Source organism: Streptomyces javensis (assembly GCF_039525925.1).
GTDB classification, from domain to species: Bacteria; Actinomycetota; Actinomycetes; order Streptomycetales; family Streptomycetaceae; genus Streptomyces; species Streptomyces asiaticus.
In genome coordinates, this window is the sequence record NZ_BAAAIF010000001.1 from 26,941 (window position 1) to 45,228 (window position 18,288).

15 protein-coding genes are annotated in these 18,288 nt (G+C 70.8%); 5 read left to right on the forward strand and 10 right to left on the reverse strand.

Annotated features, from left to right (window positions below; all coding sequences use genetic code 11):
* Positions 1 to 383: 383 nt before the first annotated feature.
* The 3 genes from ABD329_RS00070 (at position 384) to ABD329_RS00080 (ending at position 4,058) form a co-directional block, all read left to right on the forward strand.
* The gene (locus tag ABD329_RS00070) at positions 384 to 1,454 is read left to right on the forward strand and encodes an oxidoreductase (protein WP_198275383.1); all 1,071 of its coding nucleotides are present in this window, start codon (positions 384 to 386) and stop codon (positions 1,452 to 1,454) included.
* 96 nt (positions 1,455 to 1,550) lie between these two features.
* Positions 1,551 to 2,366, forward strand: a complete 816-nt coding sequence (locus tag ABD329_RS00075) for an IclR family transcriptional regulator (RefSeq protein ID WP_198275382.1) — start codon at positions 1,551 to 1,553, stop codon at positions 2,364 to 2,366.
* Positions 2,367 to 2,627: 261 nt separating this feature from the next.
* A complete protein-coding gene (locus tag ABD329_RS00080) occupies positions 2,628 to 4,058 on the forward strand; it encodes an amidase (protein WP_198275381.1) in 1,431 nt (476 codons plus the stop codon).
* A gap of 92 nt (positions 4,059 to 4,150) precedes the next feature.
* On the opposite strand, the gene ABD329_RS00085 is transcribed toward ABD329_RS00080, so the two are convergent.
* The 10 genes from ABD329_RS00085 to ABD329_RS00130 form a co-directional block, all read right to left on the reverse strand.
* The gene (locus ABD329_RS00085; protein ID WP_198275380.1) at positions 4,151 to 4,885 is read right to left on the reverse strand and encodes a YqjF family protein; all 735 of its coding nucleotides are present in this window, start codon (positions 4,883 to 4,885) and stop codon (positions 4,151 to 4,153) included.
* 35 nt (positions 4,886 to 4,920) lie between these two features.
* On the reverse strand, positions 4,921 to 6,096 hold the full coding sequence (locus tag ABD329_RS00090) for a CaiB/BaiF CoA transferase family protein (RefSeq protein WP_198275379.1): 1,176 nt from the start codon (positions 6,094 to 6,096) through the stop codon (positions 4,921 to 4,923).
* Positions 6,097 to 6,217: 121 nt separating this feature from the next.
* Complete coding sequence (locus tag ABD329_RS00095; RefSeq protein WP_198275378.1) at positions 6,218 to 7,186, reverse strand: acetylxylan esterase; 969 nt, start codon at positions 7,184 to 7,186, stop codon at positions 6,218 to 6,220.
* A 141-nt stretch (positions 7,187 to 7,327) separates the two neighbouring features.
* Positions 7,328 to 8,371 (reverse strand): LacI family DNA-binding transcriptional regulator, encoded by a 1,044-nt coding sequence (locus ABD329_RS00100; RefSeq protein ID WP_198281379.1) that lies wholly within the window; start codon positions 8,369 to 8,371, stop codon positions 7,328 to 7,330.
* Positions 8,372 to 8,611: 240 nt separating this feature from the next.
* Positions 8,612 to 9,448, reverse strand: a complete 837-nt coding sequence (locus ABD329_RS00105; RefSeq protein ID WP_309142927.1) for an amino acid ABC transporter ATP-binding protein — start codon at positions 9,446 to 9,448, stop codon at positions 8,612 to 8,614.
* A 5-nt stretch (positions 9,449 to 9,453) separates the two neighbouring features.
* The gene (locus ABD329_RS00110; RefSeq protein WP_198281378.1) at positions 9,454 to 10,239 is read right to left on the reverse strand and encodes an amino acid ABC transporter permease; all 786 of its coding nucleotides are present in this window, start codon (positions 10,237 to 10,239) and stop codon (positions 9,454 to 9,456) included.
* A 31-nt stretch (positions 10,240 to 10,270) separates the two neighbouring features.
* Positions 10,271 to 11,077, reverse strand: a complete 807-nt coding sequence (locus ABD329_RS00115; RefSeq protein ID WP_198281377.1) for an ABC transporter substrate-binding protein — start codon at positions 11,075 to 11,077, stop codon at positions 10,271 to 10,273.
* A gap of 130 nt (positions 11,078 to 11,207) precedes the next feature.
* The gene (locus ABD329_RS00120) at positions 11,208 to 11,435 is read right to left on the reverse strand and encodes an SGM_3592 family protein (RefSeq protein ID WP_086881764.1); all 228 of its coding nucleotides are present in this window, start codon (positions 11,433 to 11,435) and stop codon (positions 11,208 to 11,210) included.
* Positions 11,436 to 11,580: 145 nt separating this feature from the next.
* A complete protein-coding gene (locus ABD329_RS00125) occupies positions 11,581 to 13,593 on the reverse strand; it encodes a glycoside hydrolase family 127 protein (protein WP_344315758.1) in 2,013 nt (670 codons plus the stop codon).
* A 134-nt stretch (positions 13,594 to 13,727) separates the two neighbouring features.
* Positions 13,728 to 14,858: a MerR family transcriptional regulator gene (locus ABD329_RS00130; RefSeq protein WP_198277334.1), complete on the reverse strand. Its 1,131-nt coding sequence runs from the start codon at positions 14,856 to 14,858 to the stop codon at positions 13,728 to 13,730.
* 359 nt (positions 14,859 to 15,217) lie between these two features.
* On the opposite strand from ABD329_RS00130, the gene ABD329_RS00135 reads away from it, so the two are divergent.
* Positions 15,218 to 16,249: a DUF8189 domain-containing protein gene (locus tag ABD329_RS00135; RefSeq protein WP_198277333.1), complete on the forward strand. Its 1,032-nt coding sequence runs from the start codon at positions 15,218 to 15,220 to the stop codon at positions 16,247 to 16,249.
* Between the two features lie 151 nt (positions 16,250 to 16,400).
* Positions 16,401 to 18,245, forward strand: a complete 1,845-nt coding sequence (locus tag ABD329_RS00140; RefSeq protein WP_344315759.1) for a glycoside hydrolase family 43 protein — start codon at positions 16,401 to 16,403, stop codon at positions 18,243 to 18,245.
* Positions 18,246 to 18,288: the final 43 nt, after the last annotated feature.

Genomic DNA, 18,288 nt, shown 5'->3' on the forward strand with positions numbered 1-18,288 from the left:
GAGGGCGGGGAGGCCTGTGGCGTGCCCGGGCCGGCGGCACCGAAGCCCCGGAGCGACGCGCCTCGGCGTTGCTGTGACCACGGTGGCGGTGACGGTGGCCCCGGGCGTGCGCGGTGCAACTCCTGTTGTTCAAAAATACGGAACGCGTGTGCTGCATCCCGGAACGAATCTGAGGGGAGTGTGGTGGTTCTGTCAACCGTCGCGCGGGACTCTTCGCCGGCCGGAGCCCTGCTGGTCGGCACCCCGTCAGGGCCGGTGACCGTCGATTGACGGGTGCGTGACGCCGACCTATCGTTCCGTATCCCGGTACGCTGTTCAATATGGCGGCACAAAGAGTCGCGTGCTCATGCCGGGCAATCGGAAGAAGTGGAGAGGTAGAGCCGATGACGACGGCATCCATGGCCTGGACCCCGATTCGCCTCAGGGAACTGTCGGTACCCAATCGGGTGTGGCTCTCACCGATGTGCCAGTACTCCGCGAACGGGTTCGGCGCCCCGACCGACTGGCACATCGCCCACTACGGGGCCCGGGCGGCAGGGGGTGTGGGCATGGTCATGGTCGAATGCACCGCCGTCGCTCCCGATATGCGCACCACGGCACAGGATCTCGGCCTGTACACCGAGGGCCAGGTGATCGGCCATCGGCGATTGGCGGACGCCATCACCTCCATCGGGTCGGTGGCGGCTGTACAGCTGGGGGTCGCGGGTCGCAAGAGCTCGCACGGCGTGCCGTGGGCGAACGACGGGACCCGGAACTCGATACCACCGGACGACGGCGGCTGGCAGCCGCTCGCGCCCTCCCCGGTCGCGTTCGCCGGTCTGGCCGTTCCGGCCGAGATGACCACGAAGGACGGAACGCGGGTGTTGGAGGACATCGAGCGGGCCGCCCGCAACGCCCATCGCGCGGGTTATGGGGCCATCGAACTGCACGGGGCGAATGGATATCTGCTCCACGAGTTCCTCTCGCCGCTGGCCAATCACCGTACCGACGAGTGGGGAGGCGACCCGGAGCGGCGGATGCGGTTCCCGCTGGAGATGGTGAAGGCCGTTCGCGCGGGCTGGCCGGAGGACAAGCCGGTCCTCGTCCGTTTGCCCGCCGCGGATCTGCTGGAGGGCGGTCTCACCGCGGACGACATGGCCTTGGTCGCGACCCGCATGGGCGAGGCGGGAGTTGACATGATCGACCTCGTGACCGGCGCACTCGTTCCGGAGGCCCTCCGGGTTGCCGAGCCCTTGCACAACGCCCAGTACGGTCCGCGCTTTCGTGCGGCGGGAGTCCTCACGGCGGCATCCGGCATGATTTCGCAGGCGCGCCATCTCGATCAGGCGGTCCCGGAGCTGGTGGACGCGGTGCTGGTCGGCCGGGCGATGCTGCGCGACCCGTATTGGGCGCTGCGTGCCCTCGACGCCGAGCCGCGAGTGTCATGGCCGAAGCAATACCACCGCGCGTTCTGAACCGGTCGGCGGCCACGGCGAGCACCGTCGCGGTATCAGGTGTGACCGTACCGAAACGACGTCCGACGACCGCTGGGGTGTTACCCTGACCAGGCCATGCGCGCAGATCACTCCGCCGACGGCCCGGCCGCCCGGGGGAGCGCCGGCAGCAGCCCCCGCTCCTCGATGAACAGTGTGCTGAGCACCCTTCGCGTCTTCGAGGAAGTCGCCGTGCGCCAGCCGATCGGCGTGTCGGAACTGTCGCGAGCGATGCGCATTCCGAAGAGCTCTGCCCAGCGGTGCCTGGTGACGCTTCAGCAAGCCGGCTGGTTGAGGATCGTCGACCCGGAGCGCGTGCGGTGGGGGGTGACCACCAAGGCCCTCGTGCTCGGGTTGCGCAGCGCCGGCGAGCATGATCTGCGGGAACTGGCCGGGCCGGTCATCAAGCGCCTCGCCGCCGAGACCGACGAGACCGTCCTCCTCGGCCTGCGCGACGGTGGTGAGTACCTCCTCATCGCGCGGGAGGACAGCACACAACTCATCCGCGTGTTCCTGGAAATCGGTACGCGGGTGCCGCTCCGCGCCAGCTCGGCCGGTTGCGCGATCATGGCGCGCATGGAACCGGGCGAGGTGGACGAACTCTTGAAGCCCGAGCTGGAGGAGTTCGCGGACGCGCCGGTGCCGACTTCCGGGGAATTCCGGAAGGAGATCGCCCGGACGGTCAAGCGCGGATACGCGCTGGACATGTCGTCGTGGTACCGCCCACACGTCTCCTCCATCGGAGCGGCAGTCACGAACGCCGCTGGACGGCCGATCGCGGCGGTCACGCTGGCGATTCCGCAGATGCGTTACGTCCGCTCGCGGGAGAAGACACTCGCGCGAATGGTGGTCGCGGCCGCGGACGAGATCAGCACGTTGGTCTCGTCCGCCTGACCGGCAGGTCGGCCCTGCTCGTGACGGTGCCCGGCAGCAGCCCACCGACGTCGACGACCACTGCCCCACCCATGCCCCATGACCACGCACGTAGTCAGGCGGCCGTGCCTTCCGGGCGGGTCGGCCCGGCGCCGCCGTCGGCCCAGACGGTCTTGACATGCGGATCGACCCATTCCTAGCCTGTGCTGTATGCAGGCACACTGTGCCGCAATATGGCACGCACGTTCGGAGGTGAGAGCCTCGCCTTCCAGAACGGCGACGATGGGGGTGTTCGTGACTTCTTCAGCTGGCGCGACCGTCGGCACGTACGACCCGGTCGAGTTCGAAGGACTGCGGTTCCACACGGCGGTGGAGCGGTTCCGCAGCGGTGCTGACACGCCGCGGGATTACCTGGAGCGTTGCCTTTCGAGGATCGCCGAACTCGAGTCCACCGTGCGAGCCTGGGTCGTGATCGAGGAGTCGGGTGCGCGCGAGCAGGCTGACGCCAGTACCCGTCGCTACCGTCGAGGGGAGCCGCTCTCCCTCATCGACGGTATGCCCATCGGGATCAAGGACGTGCTCGAAACGAAGGACATGCCCACCGAGTACGGCTGCGCCGCGTACGCGGGCAACTTCCCGAAGCGGGACAACGCCGCGGTGTGGGCACTGCGGCAGGCGGGCGCCGTCCTGGTCGGGAAAACCGTCACCACGGAACTGGCCGGCCCGGAACCCGGACCGACGACCAACCCGTTCAACCCGAAGCACACGCCGGGTGGGTCGTCGTCCGGCTCGTCGGCGGCCGTCGGGGCGTCGATGGTGCCCGCGGCGATCTCCACACAGTCCGGCGGGTCGCTCATGCGGCCTGCGAGTTTCTGTGGGAACTGGGGTCTGAAGCCGTCACGCGGAGCCATCAACCGCGGTGAACGGCAGACCGCGAGCACGACGGCCCACGGCGTGGTGGCGGCGTGCCCCGAGGACATGTGGCAGGTGGCCATCGAGATCGCCCGTCGCGTGGGCGGCGATCCCGGTTGGCCGGCGTTGCGCGGGCCCTCCACACCGCCACCGGCCCGAAAGCCCCTCACCCTCGCCGTCATGGAGACCGAAGGCTGGGACCGTCTGGACGATCGGAGCCGCGAAGCGTTTGACCGGGTGACTCGACAGATCGAGGCCCGCGACGTGACTGTGCTCCGCCGGGGCGACGAACCACTGGTCGAGCGATTCGAGCGGGCGCTGGTCGGTGCTACCGAGTTGACCAGCCTGATCCTCGCACGCGAGCATCTGTGGGCCTTCCGCGACCTGGTGGAGGCGCACCCGGACCGCATCAGCGCGCGAAGCAAGCGCTTCTTCATCGAAGCCGGGGAGAGGCTGGGTGCGGCAGGCTACGAACGGGCATTGCAGGACCGCGAAGTCGTGCAGGCGGCCTTCGCGGGTCTGGGCGGCGTCGTGGACGCCGTCGTCGCGCCGACATCCACCGGCTCGGCGCCGCAGTGGCTCGGCGATGTCGCCGGAGAGCCGCCGGCGCGGTGGCCGACAGGGGACCCGGTATTCAATACCCCGAGCTCGCTCTTGGGCGCCCCGGCCGTGAACGTTCCGCTCATGGCGGTCGGCGGGTTGCCCTTCGGCCTTCAGGTGATGGGGCAACCGGGCACTGATGCCCGCGTGGCCGCCATCGCACGCTGGCTGGGTGAGGCCATTGCGCCGGTCGTCGTCTGACGCGGGCGAACGTGCGGTCCCGGAACGTGGAGGGCCGCCGTGGTGGCACGCTGATGCACGTCGTCGACGCAGTGGCCGCCCGCTTCCCGGACTCATACGCGGTGCGGGGTCCCGAAGCGGACGGCGACCCCGGGGGAGTAGAGCACGCTCACCGGCGGGCCCGTCATGGCCGGCAGACCGGCGGTGGTGATCAGGCCGTCGTCGAGGTCGAGCAGCTCGGCCCGGTGCAGCGGCCACGGTGCGTGGTCGTTCGGCAGGTGCACCGTGCGGCCGTGCCATGCCACATGCAGACCCCACCGGGCGGTCAGGAACCGCTCCAGCCGTGTGGGCTCCGTGATGGCCCCGCCTATCCTCACCACGGCCCGGCTCGTGCGGCCCCGGGCCGCCGGGCGCCGTCCCGGGCCGCAGCTGTAGGTGATCACGTCGTTCTCGCGGCGCAGGCGCATCGTGGACCAGCGATAGGGCAGCCGGACGGTGAACCGGCCCACCAGCACGGGGAGCAGCCGGGCCGCGTCGAGGGAGCGGAACACCACACCGCGCCGGCCCTGCCCGTCCACCGAGTACAGCCGTACGTTCGTCTCGCAGAATGTGCCCAGATACGGCAGGCCGGGCCCCGGCCCGAAGCCCACGCCGCGCATCAGGAACGGGACCAGCCCGACATAGGTGACACCGTCCAGGGTGTCGGGGCGCGTACCGGCGGGCAGCAGCGGGGCCACGCGCTCCGGCTCCACCGGCCAGTGCAGGAAGGTGAGTTCATCCCAGCGCTGGACGAGGGTCGGCCGTCGCACGGGCCGTGGCGTGGACAGGGTGATCGGCTCGATCTCCATGGCCGGCGTCTTAGCACAGGAGGTCGAGCCGCCCGTCAGGCGGGCCCCGGATTACCGGGGCGGGGGACCGGTTCGGAGAACTCGGCGCGCACCGCCTCGGTGTGCTCGCCGAGTGCCGGCACCGGCCGCATCGGCGCCCTGCGGCCCGCCACCTCCACCGGCGGCAGCAGCCCCCGCAGCGGCCCGACCGGGGAGCCGAACTCGCCCCAGCGGTCGCGGGCCTCGAACTGGGGGTGGGCGGCGAACTCCGCGAGGTCGCGCAGCCGGGCGTTGGCGATACCGGCCCCGTCCAGCAGCGCGATCAGCCCCTCGGCGGTGTGGCCCGCGAAGCACGCCTCCAGCTCGGCCGTCAGCTCCTCGTCATGGGAGCGGCGCAGCGGATTGTCCGCGAAGCGCGGATCGCGGATCAACTCCGGGCGACGCAGCACCCGCTCGCACAGGGCCGTCCATTCACGGTCGCTCTGCACGCTCAGGAACACCTGACCGCCGTCCCCGCAGCGGTAGGCGCCGTACGGCGAGATGGACGGATGGCGGGCGCCGCTGCGGACGACTCCGGCGCCGCCGTACGCCTGGGCGAAGAAGGGGTGGCCCATCCACTCGCCCAGCGCGTCCAGCAGGCTCACGCTCAGGTCGGTCCCCGCGCCGGTGCGCTCCCGTTCGTACAGCGCGGTGAGGATGCCGGTGTAGGCGTACATCCCGCCCGCGATATCGGCGATCGAGATCCCGGGGCGGGCCGGTGCCTCCGGGCTGCCGGTGATCGACAGCAGCCCGGCCTCGCACTGGATGAGCAGGTCGTACGCCTTCTTCTCGCGGTACGGGCCGCTGTCCCCGTAACCCGAGATCGCGCAGGTGATCAGGCGGGGGTGGGCGGCCCGCAGCGTCTCCGCACCCAGGCCCAGCCGGTCCACCGCGCCGGGCGCCAGATTGTGCACGAAGACATCGGCTCGGGCGAGCATCGCCTCCAGCAGCGCCCGGTCGGTGCCGTCCTTGACGTCGAGGACGACGCTCTCCTTGCCACGGTTGACCCAGACGAAATAGGCCGACGCGCCCTTGACCTCGCGGTCGTACTCGCGGGCGAAGTCCCCGCGCCCCGGCCGCTCCACCTTGATGACCCTGGCCCCCAGATCGGCGAGCTGACGGGTGGCGAACGGGGCGGCGACGGCCTGCTCCAGGGCGACGACGGTGATGCCTTCCAGCGGGTGCGCGGGCACGGGCGGCTCCTTCGATGCGGGTAGCCCCTGTCTACCCCGTGCCGGGGGGCGGTCTACCCGGTGCCGGGCGCGGTCTGCCCGGTGCCGGGGCGGCGGTCGGACGCCGCCCGGCACGTCCGGCTCAGCCCAGCAGCCTCCGCAGATAGGCGATCTGCTCGGCCTGCTGATGGGTGCCCCCGCCCTCGTGGCCGTTGAAGGACCACACCTTGAGGTCCTTCTCACCGGCGTAGTGGTGATAGGCGGCGAAGCCGCAGGAGGTCGGGGTGGTCTCATCGCGCAGGGCGGTCGAGAACAGCGCCGGCGCGTTGGCGCGGACCGCGAAGTTGAGCCCGTCGAAGTGGTCGAGCGTGGCGAACACCCGCTCGACCAGCTCGCGCTGCCCGGCGCAGAACCGGGCCAGCTCACCGTAGGGGTCCTTGTCGGTGATCTCGACCGCTCGCCGGATATGGGTCATGAACGGGACATCCACCAGCGCCGCCGTCAGATCCGGCACCAGCCCGGCCGCCGCCAGGGCCAGCGCACCGCCCTGACTGCCCCCGCTGACCACGATCCGCGCGGGGTCCACCAGCGGATGTTCACGGGCGGCCTCCACCGCACGCACCGCGTCCGTGTACAGCCGCCGGTAGTAGTAGTCGTCCGGGGAGAGGATGCCGTGGGTCATCTTGCCCGGTGTCTCGGGCCCGGTGCCGCCTACCGGATCGGGGGTGACACCGGGGGAGTGCTGGACCCAGCCCTGGCCCCGGCTGTCCATCACGAAGACCGCGTAGCCCACCGAAGGCCACAGCAGCCAGTTGTGCGGCAGCCCCCGGCCGCCGCTGTAGCCGAGGTACTGCACCACGCACGGCAGCGCGCCCGCCACGTCCCGCGGGGCCAGCAGCCAGCCGCGTATCCGGTGCCCGCCGAAGCCGGAGAACTCCACGTCGTAGGTGTGCACACGGGTCAGTCCGGTGTCCTCCTCGGTGAACACCGCGTTCAGCTCGCGGGTGCGGGCCTCGGCGAGGGTCCGCTGCCAGAAGGCGTCGAAGCCGTCCGGCTCGGGCAGCGGGGGCCGGTAGGTGCGCAGCTGCTCCAGGGGCAGGTCGATGAACACGGTGGGCGGACCTCCGTAGCGATCGATGCGGTGAAGGGGGGTGCGGACAGGGGTCGATTGAGGAGTCGGGTCAGGAGTGAGGGGGAGGGGGCGGGGGGATACAGGGTCGTCCGGTCATCCGTGCAGTGTTCGACCCCTCGGTCATAAAGGAGCGCGGAGCGGCGGAGCGGTGCTGGACCGGACCATGAGCCGGGTGGACAGCTCGGTCCGGATGGCCTCCGGCACCTCGCCGGTCATCAGCCGCAGCAGTGTGCGCAGCGCCGCACCCGCCATCTCCGACAGCGGCTGACGGACCGTCGTCAGCGCGGGCGTGATCCAGCGGGCCTGCGGCAGATCGTCGAAGCCCACCACGCTGATGTCCCGCGGCACCCTCAGGCCCCGTCCCCTGACCGCCTGGTACACACCGGGCACCATCTGATCGGAGCAGACGAAGACGGCCGTGGGCGGCTCGGGCAGATCCAGCAGCTCACCCATCCGGTGGCGCGCCCCGGCCTCGCTGATCTCGCCGTAGCGCACATACGCCGACGGCACCGGCAACCCGGCCGCCGCCATCGCCGAACGGTAACCGGCGGCCCGGCCGCCGTCGCGCACCGCCCGCCCCGGACCGCCGAGCACCGCGATCCGGCGGTGGCCAAGACCGATGAGGTGCTCGGTCGCGGCCATCCCGCCCTGCCAGTTGGCGGCCGCCACGGACGGCACCCCGGGCGGCGGGTCGCTCGCGGGGTCGATCAGCACAAACGGGATCCGCCGCTCGTCGAGCCAGGAGTACTGGGCGGGGGCGAGCTCGATGAGGTGGAACAGCACACCCGAGCTGCCCCGGGCGTACAGCTTCTCCGGCCAGCCGTACTCGAGCCGGCCGCCCCGACTTCGGGTGGCCGCGGCCGAGACCACCACCTCGAGGCCCGCCTCGTGCGCGGCCTCCGCCGCGCCGTGCAGCACCGCCCCCGACCAGGCGCTGTCGAGCGAGTGCACCACCAGGTCGACGATCGCGGCCGGTTTGGGCGCCTCGCAGCGCGGCCTGCGGATGTACCCCAGGCGGTCCAGGACCTCGGTGACCCGGCGGCGGGTCTCGGGGGCCACGTCCTCCCGGCCGTTGACCACCTTCGACGCGGTCGGCACCGACACACCCGCCTCACGGGCGACGACCGCCAGCGTGGGCCCCGTCGATCCCGAGGAACGAGCCATTGAGACTCCCTTCCCTAACCGCCCACGTGGAACCCCTGACCGGGCAGCAATCGGTTACCAACCCTAAGGCCGCCTCAAGTCGCCGGGAAGACCCCGGTCGTCGGGGTGGCGACCCCGCTCGTCGGGGTGGCGGGCCCGCGACTCCTTGTCGCCGCCGCCCGCGATAAGGTTGCCCGCTTTTCGCGGGGTCCCGGGAGCCGTCGGGGCGTCTCGACCACGCGGCCCCCGCCCGCACGCGGCTCAGCGGTCGATCCGCGCTCCGTGCGGGCCCGTGTCCGGCACCTCCCCGACCCGCGCCGCGGCCGGGTTGAGCACCCGGGTGAGAAAGGCCCGGGTACGGGGGTGAACCGGATCGGACACGACCTGCTCGGGTCCGCCCTCCTCCACGATCACCCCGTCGTCCATGAACACGACCCGGTCGGCGACCTCCCGCGCGAAGCTCATCTCATGGGTGACGACCAGCATCGTCATCCCCTCGTCGGCCAGGGCGCGCATCACCGCGAGCACATCGCCGACCAACTCCGGATCGAGCGCCGACGTCGGCTCGTCGAAGAGCATCAGCTCCGGGTCCATCGACAGCGCCCGCGCGATGGCCACCCGCTGCTGCTGCCCGCCCGACAACTGCGCCGGAAAGGCCGACTCCTTGTCGCTCAGGCCGACGCGCCGCAGGGTCTCCCGGCCGATCCGCGCCGCCTCCGCCTTGTCGCGGCGCAGCACCCGCCGCTGGGCGATGGTGAGGTTCTCCAGGGCCGTCAGATGCGGAAAGAGATTGAACGCCTGGAACACCATGCCGATCCGCCGCCGCACCCGGTCGATGTCCACATCCGGGTCGGTGACCTCGGTCCCCGCCACGGTGACCGAGCCCGAGGTCGGCTCCTCCAGGAGGTTCACACACCGCAGCAGCGTCGACTTGCCGGATCCGGACGGGCCGATGACACAGACCACCTCGCCCCGCCGGACGGTGAGATCGATGCCCTTGAGCACCTCCAGCTCACCGAAGGACTTGTGCAGACCCGCCACCCGGATGGCGATGCCGTCCGCCTCGCCGGTCCCCTTCGTCCCGGTCGTCTCCTTCACGCCCGTCACCTCGCCTTCGCCGCACGGGCCTCGAGCCGCCGCACCAGGTGGCCGAGCGGAACGGTGATGATCAGGTAGCACACCCCGGCGACCAGGATCGGGGTGAGGCTGCGGTGCTGATTCAGCGCGTCCCGGCCGAACTTGGACAGCTCGTACTGGTCCAGGGAGAGCCCCAGCAGATAGACCAGGGAGGAGTCCTTGGTCAGCAGCACCAGTTCATTGGTGAGCGGCGGCAGGACGATCCGGAACGCCTGCGGGATGACGATCGACGCCATCGCCCGGCTGTGGGACATGCCCAGCGAACGCGCCGCCTCCATCTGCCCCTTGGGCACCGCCTGGATGCCCGCCCGCATCGTCTCCGCGATATAGGCGGCGCCGACGAGCCCCAGCGCCAGCATGACCGTGACATACCGGTCCAGCGCCACCTGGAAGGCGAGCGGCACCCCGAAGCCCAGCGCGATGAACACCAGCAGCGCGGGCACCCCGCGGAAGAACTCGATATAGGCCACCGCCAGCCAGCGGTACGGCGGCACCTGCGAGAGCCGCATCAGCGCCAGCACCACCCCGAGGACCAGGCCGAAGCCGAAGCCGAGCAGGGTGTAGACGACGGTGTTGACCAGGGCGGTGGTGATGATGTCGGGAAACAGGGACCGGGCGACCTCGGCGTCGAAGAACGCGCGCCGCAGCTCACCCCAGTCCGCGGCCAGGACGATGGCGAGCAGCAGGGCGATCAGCACGGCGTACTGCACCGCTCGTATCGCCCGCACTCGCTGCCGGCGGGTCATTGCCATAAGTGTGCGGACTCCTCAGCTCCGATGGCCGTCAGTGGGCGTCCGTCTTGGGCGCGGTGCCGAACCACTTCTTGTAGATACGGTCGTAGGAGCCGTCCGCCCGGGCGTCCTTCAGCACCGCGTTGATCTTCTTGCGCAGTGCGTCATTGCCGGTCCGCACGGCGATGCCGTAACTCTCGCCGGTGTCGAACTCGGCCGCCACCGCGGTGTCGGGGTTGTCCTTGACGTAGTCGTAGAGCACACCGTTGTCGTTGATGCCCGCGTCGGTCTGCCCGGTCTTGACGGCGGTCAGCAGCAGCGCGAGGTCCTCGAACTGGACCAGCTTCGCGCCCTTGGCGTGCTTCTGGGCGTAAGCCTCACCGGTGGTCCCCTGCTGGACCGCGAGCTTCTTGCCCTTGAGGTCGGCGAGGGAGGTGAACGGCTTGCCCTTGGCGGTGAGCAGCGCCTGTGTGGCCTCGAAATAGGGGGCGGAGAAGTCCAGGTTCTTCTCGCGCACGTCGGTGATGGTCATCCCGGCGGCGGCCACGTCGCACTGGTTGGTGTTGAGGTCCTCGCCGGACTGGATGCCCTCGAAGGGCGTGTCCACGATCTCCTGCTTCACATGGAGCGCGGAGGCCACGAGGTCGACGATGTCCACATCGAAGCCGACGATCTTCTTGCCCTGCTTGGACTGGAAGGGTGGGTAGGGCAGATGGGTGCAGGTCGTGAGCTTCCCGGAATTCACCAGGCTGATGTCCTTGCCGCCGGACCCTGACGACTTGGTGCTGGTGCACCCGGCCAGCAGGGCGGATACGGCGGCGATGGCTATGACGGGCGGCAACGCGGAGCGAGCGAACACGGCACCTCCGGGGGCAGGGTCGGCGAATGCCCACGGATCTCATGATCAGTGAGTCGGGCCGCATCCTCCCACCGGAAGTGGCGCGGTGTCTTTACGCGTGCAATTGCGACCGGGTAACGAAGAGGCGAGGTCAGCGCCGCCGACGCCGCTTGCGGCGCTTGCTCCAGAACCAGCCGGCCGGCGGCTCGTCCGCCCGCCAGGGCTGGGGCTCGGGCGCGCCGCGCCGCCAGCGCGCGGTCAGCATCCGGGTGCGCGCGGCGGGCTCGGTGACCTCGGCGTCCCGTATGAAGTCCGCGTCGAGGACGACGTCGTCCCAGTCGTCGGCGTCGTCCCCTCGGGGTGTGGATCCGGTGCTCACGGGGCACCTCCCGTCGGCCGGTGCCGCTCGGGCACAGGATCGTGTTCCTCGAGCGATGAACGCGTGGGATGTCCGCCGAGTTCCGGCGGGTGCGGGGCGATCCAGGCCCAGGTCGGCGAGGGTCAGCCGGGCGGTGCCCGGACCGTCAGCCGGGCTGGTCCCGGACCGGGATCCACACCCGCATCGCGCCGGGCTCGCGGTTCGCCCATGCGTAGTACGGGATCGCGGTCACCGGGACCGGCTCGGGGGCCTTCGCGCCGCCCGCGGCCCCGCCGGGGCCCGTACCGCCGCTCCGGTACGGCCACCAGCCGTCGCGCGCGGGGGCGTGGGGGAGGGCCAGGGCGGTGATCACGGTCACCCGGCCCAGCAGCTCCGGCCGGTGCTCCGGGATCAGCGCGGCATCCGGGTCGAGGTCGATGTCGTCCAGCCGCAGCCCGGCGGGCTGATCGGGCTGCTCCAGGCAGTACACCAGGGGGCCGCGCTCGATCGCGGCGCAGCCGCGCACCCCGTCGATCCGCGGATCGGGCCGGGTGAGCCGGGGGTCCAGGGGCAGGCTCAGCACGACCGTCGCACCGGGCCGCCAGCGCCGCCGCAGCCGCAGCCAGCCGTTCTCGGCCCGCTCGGCCACCGGCTCCCCACCGATCGTCGCCTCGTATGTCCGCGCCCAGTGCGGGATGCGCAGCGACAGCGTCCAGTCGTCGTCCGCCGGGGCCGCGTCCACGACCACCGCGATCCGCCCCTCCCAGGGGTAGCCGGTCCCCACCCGCACCGCGCCGCCGCCCGCCTCGTACGAGCCGGAAGCGTACTGGTGCAGCTGGAGCCCCTCGGCGTCACCGCTCGCCATGTAGTGCGGCAGTGAGGCCAGCAGCCGCATGACGTTGGGCGGGCAGCAGGCACACCGGAACCACGGCGTCCGGTGTGCGCTCCGGTCGCCGAAGGCGTCCTTACGGTTCTCGTCGTCCTTACGGTTCTCGTCGTCCTTACGGTTCTCATCGTCGTGACGGACCCGCAGCGGGTTCACATAGAGCCAGCGCTCACCGTCGATCGACACCCCCGACGCGAAGCCGTTGAACAGGGTCCGCTCCACCAGATCGCTGTAGCGGGCCTCCCCGGTCAGCAGCGCCATCCGCCAGCCGAAGTGGATGGCGGCGATGGCCGCGCAGGTCTCGGCGTACGCCCGGTCCGGCGGCAGCTCGTACGCGTCCCCGAAGGACTCCAGCTCGTGCCGTGAGCCGACCCCGCCGGTCAGATAGGTCTTTGTCGCGGCCATGTCCTCCCAGAGCCGCACCAGGGCGTCCCGCAGCCCCTCGTCGCCGGTCTCCGCCGCCACATCGGCGGCCCCGGTCAGGAGGTACAGCTGGCGCACCGCGTGCCCGGCGACCGCCGTCGCCTCCCGCACCGGGACGTGGTCCTGCCAGTAGGGCGCCCCGGGGCGGGGGCCGGGCGAGCCCTCCGGCGGGCCGTCGCCGAGGCTGCCGCGCCCGCGCCGGTCCACGAAGTACCCGGCCAGCTCGAGATAGCGCCGTTCACCGGTCTCCCGGTACAGCTCGACCAGCGCGGTCTCGATCTCCGGATGTCCGCACACCGTCTCGTCCTTGCCGGGCCCGAACGTGGCGTCGATGAGATCGGCGTACCGCACCGCCACATCGAGCAGCCCGTCCCGGCCGGTGGCCCGGTGGTGGGCGACCGCGGCCTGGAGGAGATGGCCCGCGCAGTAGAGCTCGTGTCCCCAGTGCGGATCCGCCCACCGCCGGGCGCCCGGGCCGAGCTGGTAGTACGTCTGGAGATAGCCGTCCTCGGCCTGGGCGGCCGCGACCAGCCCGGCCAGCCGTTCCACCTGCCGGGACAGCTCCTCCTCGGCCGGTCCCTCGCCGCCGTCGGCCAGCTGCCAGGACGCCGCCTCCAGCCACTTGTGCACATCGGAGTCCTGGAACGGGAAGTCGCCCCGGAAGCCGGACTCCTCCGGCGCCGCTCCCGCGGCGGCCCGGAGGTTGGCGAGATTGCCCGCCCGCTCCAGCCGGTCCGGCCCCTGGGCCACGCTCACCTCGGCGTTGGCGCGGCGTCTGGCGGCCCAGAAGCCGCCGGTGATCCGCGCCGCGGTCGCCGGGCGGAGCGCGGTGCGCGCTTCCCTGGAGAGCCGGATCGGACCTGCGGACATCCGCCCACCCCTTACGCCGCGCCGCCGGCCATGCCCGTCTCCCGGTCACGCAGGAGTGGAAACCGGTTTCCGTCGCGAGCATATGGACGCGTTCTTCCGGCCGACAAGACCTTGCACGCGCCATTCATCAACGTTCAACAACCGGAACCGGCGGGCCGCGAGACGGCGGGAGCGGTGGCTTGCACCGAGGTCAGCGCCGTCTGCTCGGCCACATGGGCCACCACGCAGGTGACGTTGTCGGGCCCGCCCGCGCGGTTGGCGAGGGCGATCAGCTCCCGTACGGCCCGGCCCGGGTCGTCCTCCGAGGCGAGCACGCGCTGGATCTCCTCGGTGGGCACGACCCCCGTCAGCCCGTCCGAGCACAGCAGATAGCGGTCCTCGGCGCGGGCGTCCCGCAGGGCGAAGTCCGGTTCGAACGCCGAACCGCCGCCGACGCCCCGCAGCAGCAGCGCCCGCTGGGGGTGTGAGGCGGCCTCCTCGAGGGTGATCCGCCCCTCGTCGACCAGCGACTGGACCACGGTGTGGTCATGGGTGATCTGGAAGAGCTCACCGTCCCGCAGCAGATAGGCGCGCGAGTCGCCGATGTGGACCAGGCCGAGACGGGAGCCCGACCACACCATCGCGGTGAGCGTCGTGCCGACGTCCCGCAGCGCGGGGTCGGAGGCGGCCAGCGCGGAGACCGACTCGCGGGCCCGGTGCGCCGCCTCTTCGAGAGCGCTGAGCAACTCCCCGCCGGGGACGCCCGAGTCCAGCGGCTTCAGCGCCTCGATCGCCGCCTCGCCGGCGTGCCGTCCGCCCCCGAATCCGTCGGCCACGGCGAGCAGGCGCGGACCGGCGTAGCCCGCGTCGTCATTGCTCTCCCGGACCGAGCCGGTGTCGGAGAGCACGGCGTAGCGGATCCCCAGGGTGGTGTGGTCAGGAGACATCGTGACGTCCTTCCCGGACAGATGGTCGACGAGGAAGGCGGCCAGGTCCCTCCGGGCGGCGGTGTCGGCCTCGACCCGCGCCCAGTACGCGCGCACCTCCCGCGCCGCCGCCTCCGGTCGCAGCTCGCACACCGCCCGGATGTCGGCCAGCGGCATGCCGAGCCGCCTCAGCCACGCCACCAGACGGGCCCGCTCCAGCTGGGCCGGATCGTAGAGGCGGTAGCCGGAGTACGGATCGACGCGGGCGGGCGGCAGCAGCCCGAGCTCGTCGTACAGGCGGAGCGCCTTGGGGGACAGCCGAGAGGCCCTCGCGAACGCACCGATGGTCAGCAGCCCCATGCTCGCCCTCCTCGTCGCCGGGCACCTCGCCCGGCGACCACGATGCTCGGGCTTCCCCAAGGGGGAAGGTCAATTGACGCGGAGGCGCGGAGGCGCGGAGGCGCAGAGGTGCAGAGGCGCAGGGCCGTTGGGTGCCGCCGGGTCCGCGATCAGTATCGCTCCTCCGCGCGACGAATTCTCGAAGCAAGCGAGCGCGTCCAATCCGATAGCGACCGCTCATGGCAATGAGTCGGTCATATCCGTACATCTTGCTTTCTTCGGGTATTCGCCATGCTTGCCCCGGGAATTGACAGGGTATCCGCGACTCTCGTGGCCTCACGAGGTCTCACGAGACCTCATGAGAAGAGGGAGGTCCTCTCATGGTCGTTTCCACCACTCCCGGCACCGTCTGGGGCACCTGGATCAATCTCCAGGGCGGCATCCACTCCGAGCCCGCCCCGGTCACGTTCGCCGACGACCGGGTGCAGGTCTTCATCCGGGGCGGGTCGAACGTCCTGTGGAGCAGGGTGGAGGCCCGCGACGGCACTTGGGGGCCGTGGCAGCAATACCCGGGCCTGTCCGTCGACGGCATCCCGGCGCCGATCCGGGGCAAGGACGGAAAGGTCCGGGTCTTCTACCGCACCCCGAGCAACAATCTGGAGGTCATCACCCAGACCTCCATCAACTCCGGGTACGGGCCACCCCAGACCCTGGTCACCGGCATCGGGGACGACCCGGCGGCGGCGCTCGGCGCCGACGGCCGCATCTATGTGTTCTTCCCCGGCAACGACAGCGCCCTGTGGTACATCCGCAATCAGGATCTCCAGTACGAGACCTACAGCTCCGCGGCATCGCTCGGGGGTGCCATCTTCGCCACACCCTCGCCCATTCTCGACGGAGGAGGGCGGCTCGTGGTGGCGGTCAAGGGCGCGGGCGAGACCCTCTACACCATCCAGCAGCAGACCGAGAACTCCTCCATCTGGGAGATGTTCTCCCTCAATGCCTCCAATGTGACCAGCCGTCCGTCGGTGTGTCCGGACGCGGCGGGACGGGTGCAGATCTTCTACCGGGGTTCCGACGGGTCCGTCCGGCGGGTCGGACAGAACGATGACTACGACACGTTCGGCGCCCCCGTGAGCCTCGGCGCGCAGATCGTCTGGCGGCCCACCTGCGCCCTGGCCCAGGACGGCCGGATCAACGTGTTCATCAAGGCCACCGACAACGCCCTGTGGGTCGCCGTGCAGAACACGGAGAACGGCACGGCGTACAGCGGCTTCCAGTCCCTGGGCGGGGTCGTCGGCTCCGCGGGCGTCGGCGTCCCCATCCTCAACGAGGAGAACCTGCTCTACGTCTTCATCCAGGGCAGCGGAACCGCCAGGGACCTCTGGCTGCAACGCCAGACCTTCGTCTGACCCGGCCCCTCCCCCCACCACTTCATCGCGCGTCCTCCAGGGCCCCGCGGTTTTCGAAACTTTCGCACCCTCTCCAGGGGCTGTCGGAAGTCATCAGAACCCTTAATCTCCGAACAAATTCGATCACTTCGGAGTCGCAGGAGCCCCTCTGATGCCCCCGCATGCCACCCGACCCTGGAGAGCGCCGACAGTGCTGCTCGCACTGCTGGCCGCCCTCGCCCTCGTGGCCCCCCTCACCGCGAACCGTGTGCACGCCGCGGAGCACCACCGGAGCGACGGGAGCGGACGCGCCGCACGGCAGCCCACCACCGTCTCCCGCTATCTGTTCACCGCCTTCACGAACAGCGGCGAGAGCAATATGTACGTCTACGGGTCCGACGACGCGGAAAACTTCTGGTCGATCCAGGACAAGGCGTACACCCCGCCCTCCGGTCTCGTCCGTGACCCCAGCGTCATCCACCGCGGCGGCCGCTACTACGTCGCGTACACCACCGGATGGACCGGCACCACCTTCGGCCTCGCGGTGAGCGACGACCGCCGCACCTGGACCCATCTCGCCGACATCGACCACGGCGTGGCCGCCAACAACACCTGGGCACCGGAGTTCTTCACCGACGCGCCCGACGGCAAGGTCCGTATCGTCGTCTCGCTGTCCACCGGGCCCACCGCCTACCGGCACTTCCAGCCCTACGTCCTCACCGCCCTCGACGACACCCTCACCAAGTGGAGCAAGCCCCAGCCGCTCGAGGGCATCTCGCCGAGCGAGAGCGACTACAACGGCTACATCGACACCTTCGTGGTCCGTAAGGGCGCCACATATCACGCGTTCACCAAGAACGCCACGGGCGAACTCATCGAGCACGCCGTCGCCGACCGCGTCACCGGCCCGTACCGCTTCACCGGCAAGGGCGACTGGGCGGGATGGGGCAGCCTGCTGGAGGGCCAGACCGTCGTCGCCCTGCCCGGCGGCGGCTATCGCATGTTCATGGACGGCTACACCGTCAAGAAGTACTACTACAGCGACAGCCCCGACCTGGAGCACTGGACGCCCAAACGGGAACTGCCCGGCCTGTCGGGGGTGGTACGCCACGGCACCGTCATCCGTGAGACCGCCACCGAGCGGCCCGGCGATGCCAACCCCGCGCTGCCCGGCTACCACGCCGACCCCGATGTGCTGTACGCCGAGGGGCGGTACTGGATCTACCCCACCGAGGACGGCCACCCCGGCTGGAGCGGCACCCGCTTCAACGGCTTCTCCTCACCCGACCTGGTCCACTGGACCGACCGCGGCCCCGCCCTCGACCTCGCCGATGTCTCCTGGTGCCACGAAAACGCCTGGGCCCCCTCGGTGGTGAAGAAGGGCGACACCTACTGGATGTACTTCAGCGCCTGCCAGTCCATCGGCGTCGCCAAGTCCTCAAGCCCCCAGGGGCCGTTCACCGACGCCCTCGGCAAACCGCTGGTCGCCAAGGGGCAGTTCGGCCATCAGTCCATCGACCCGGACGCCTTCGTCGACGACGACGGCACCCCCTACCTCTACTTCGGGCAGGGCGCCCTCGAGGCGGCCCGGCTGAACGACGACATGGTCTCCTTCGCCACCCAGCCGGTGAAGATCACCCCGCCCGGCTACAACGAGGCCCCGACCGTCTTCAAGCGCGCGGGCCGCTACTACGCGATGTGGTCGGAGGACGACACCCGCAGCCCCGACTACCGCGTGGCCTACGGAGTCTCCGACTCGCCGCTCGGCCCGTTCGACAAGGCGGCGGGCAACCCGGTGCTGGCCAAGGACCCCGGCGATCAGATCCTCGGCACCGGCCACAACTCCGTCATCCAGGTCCCGGGCCGCGACGAGTGGTACATCGTCTACCACCGCTTCGCTCGCCCCGGCGGCGACGGCACCCATCGTGAGGTCGCCATCGACCGGATGCGGTTCGACCCCGACGGCACCATCCAGAAGATCCGCCCGACGCAGGCCGGTATCGACCCCGTCCGATAGCCGGCATCAAGCCCGTCCGACGTCAGGCGCATCATCCGCCAGA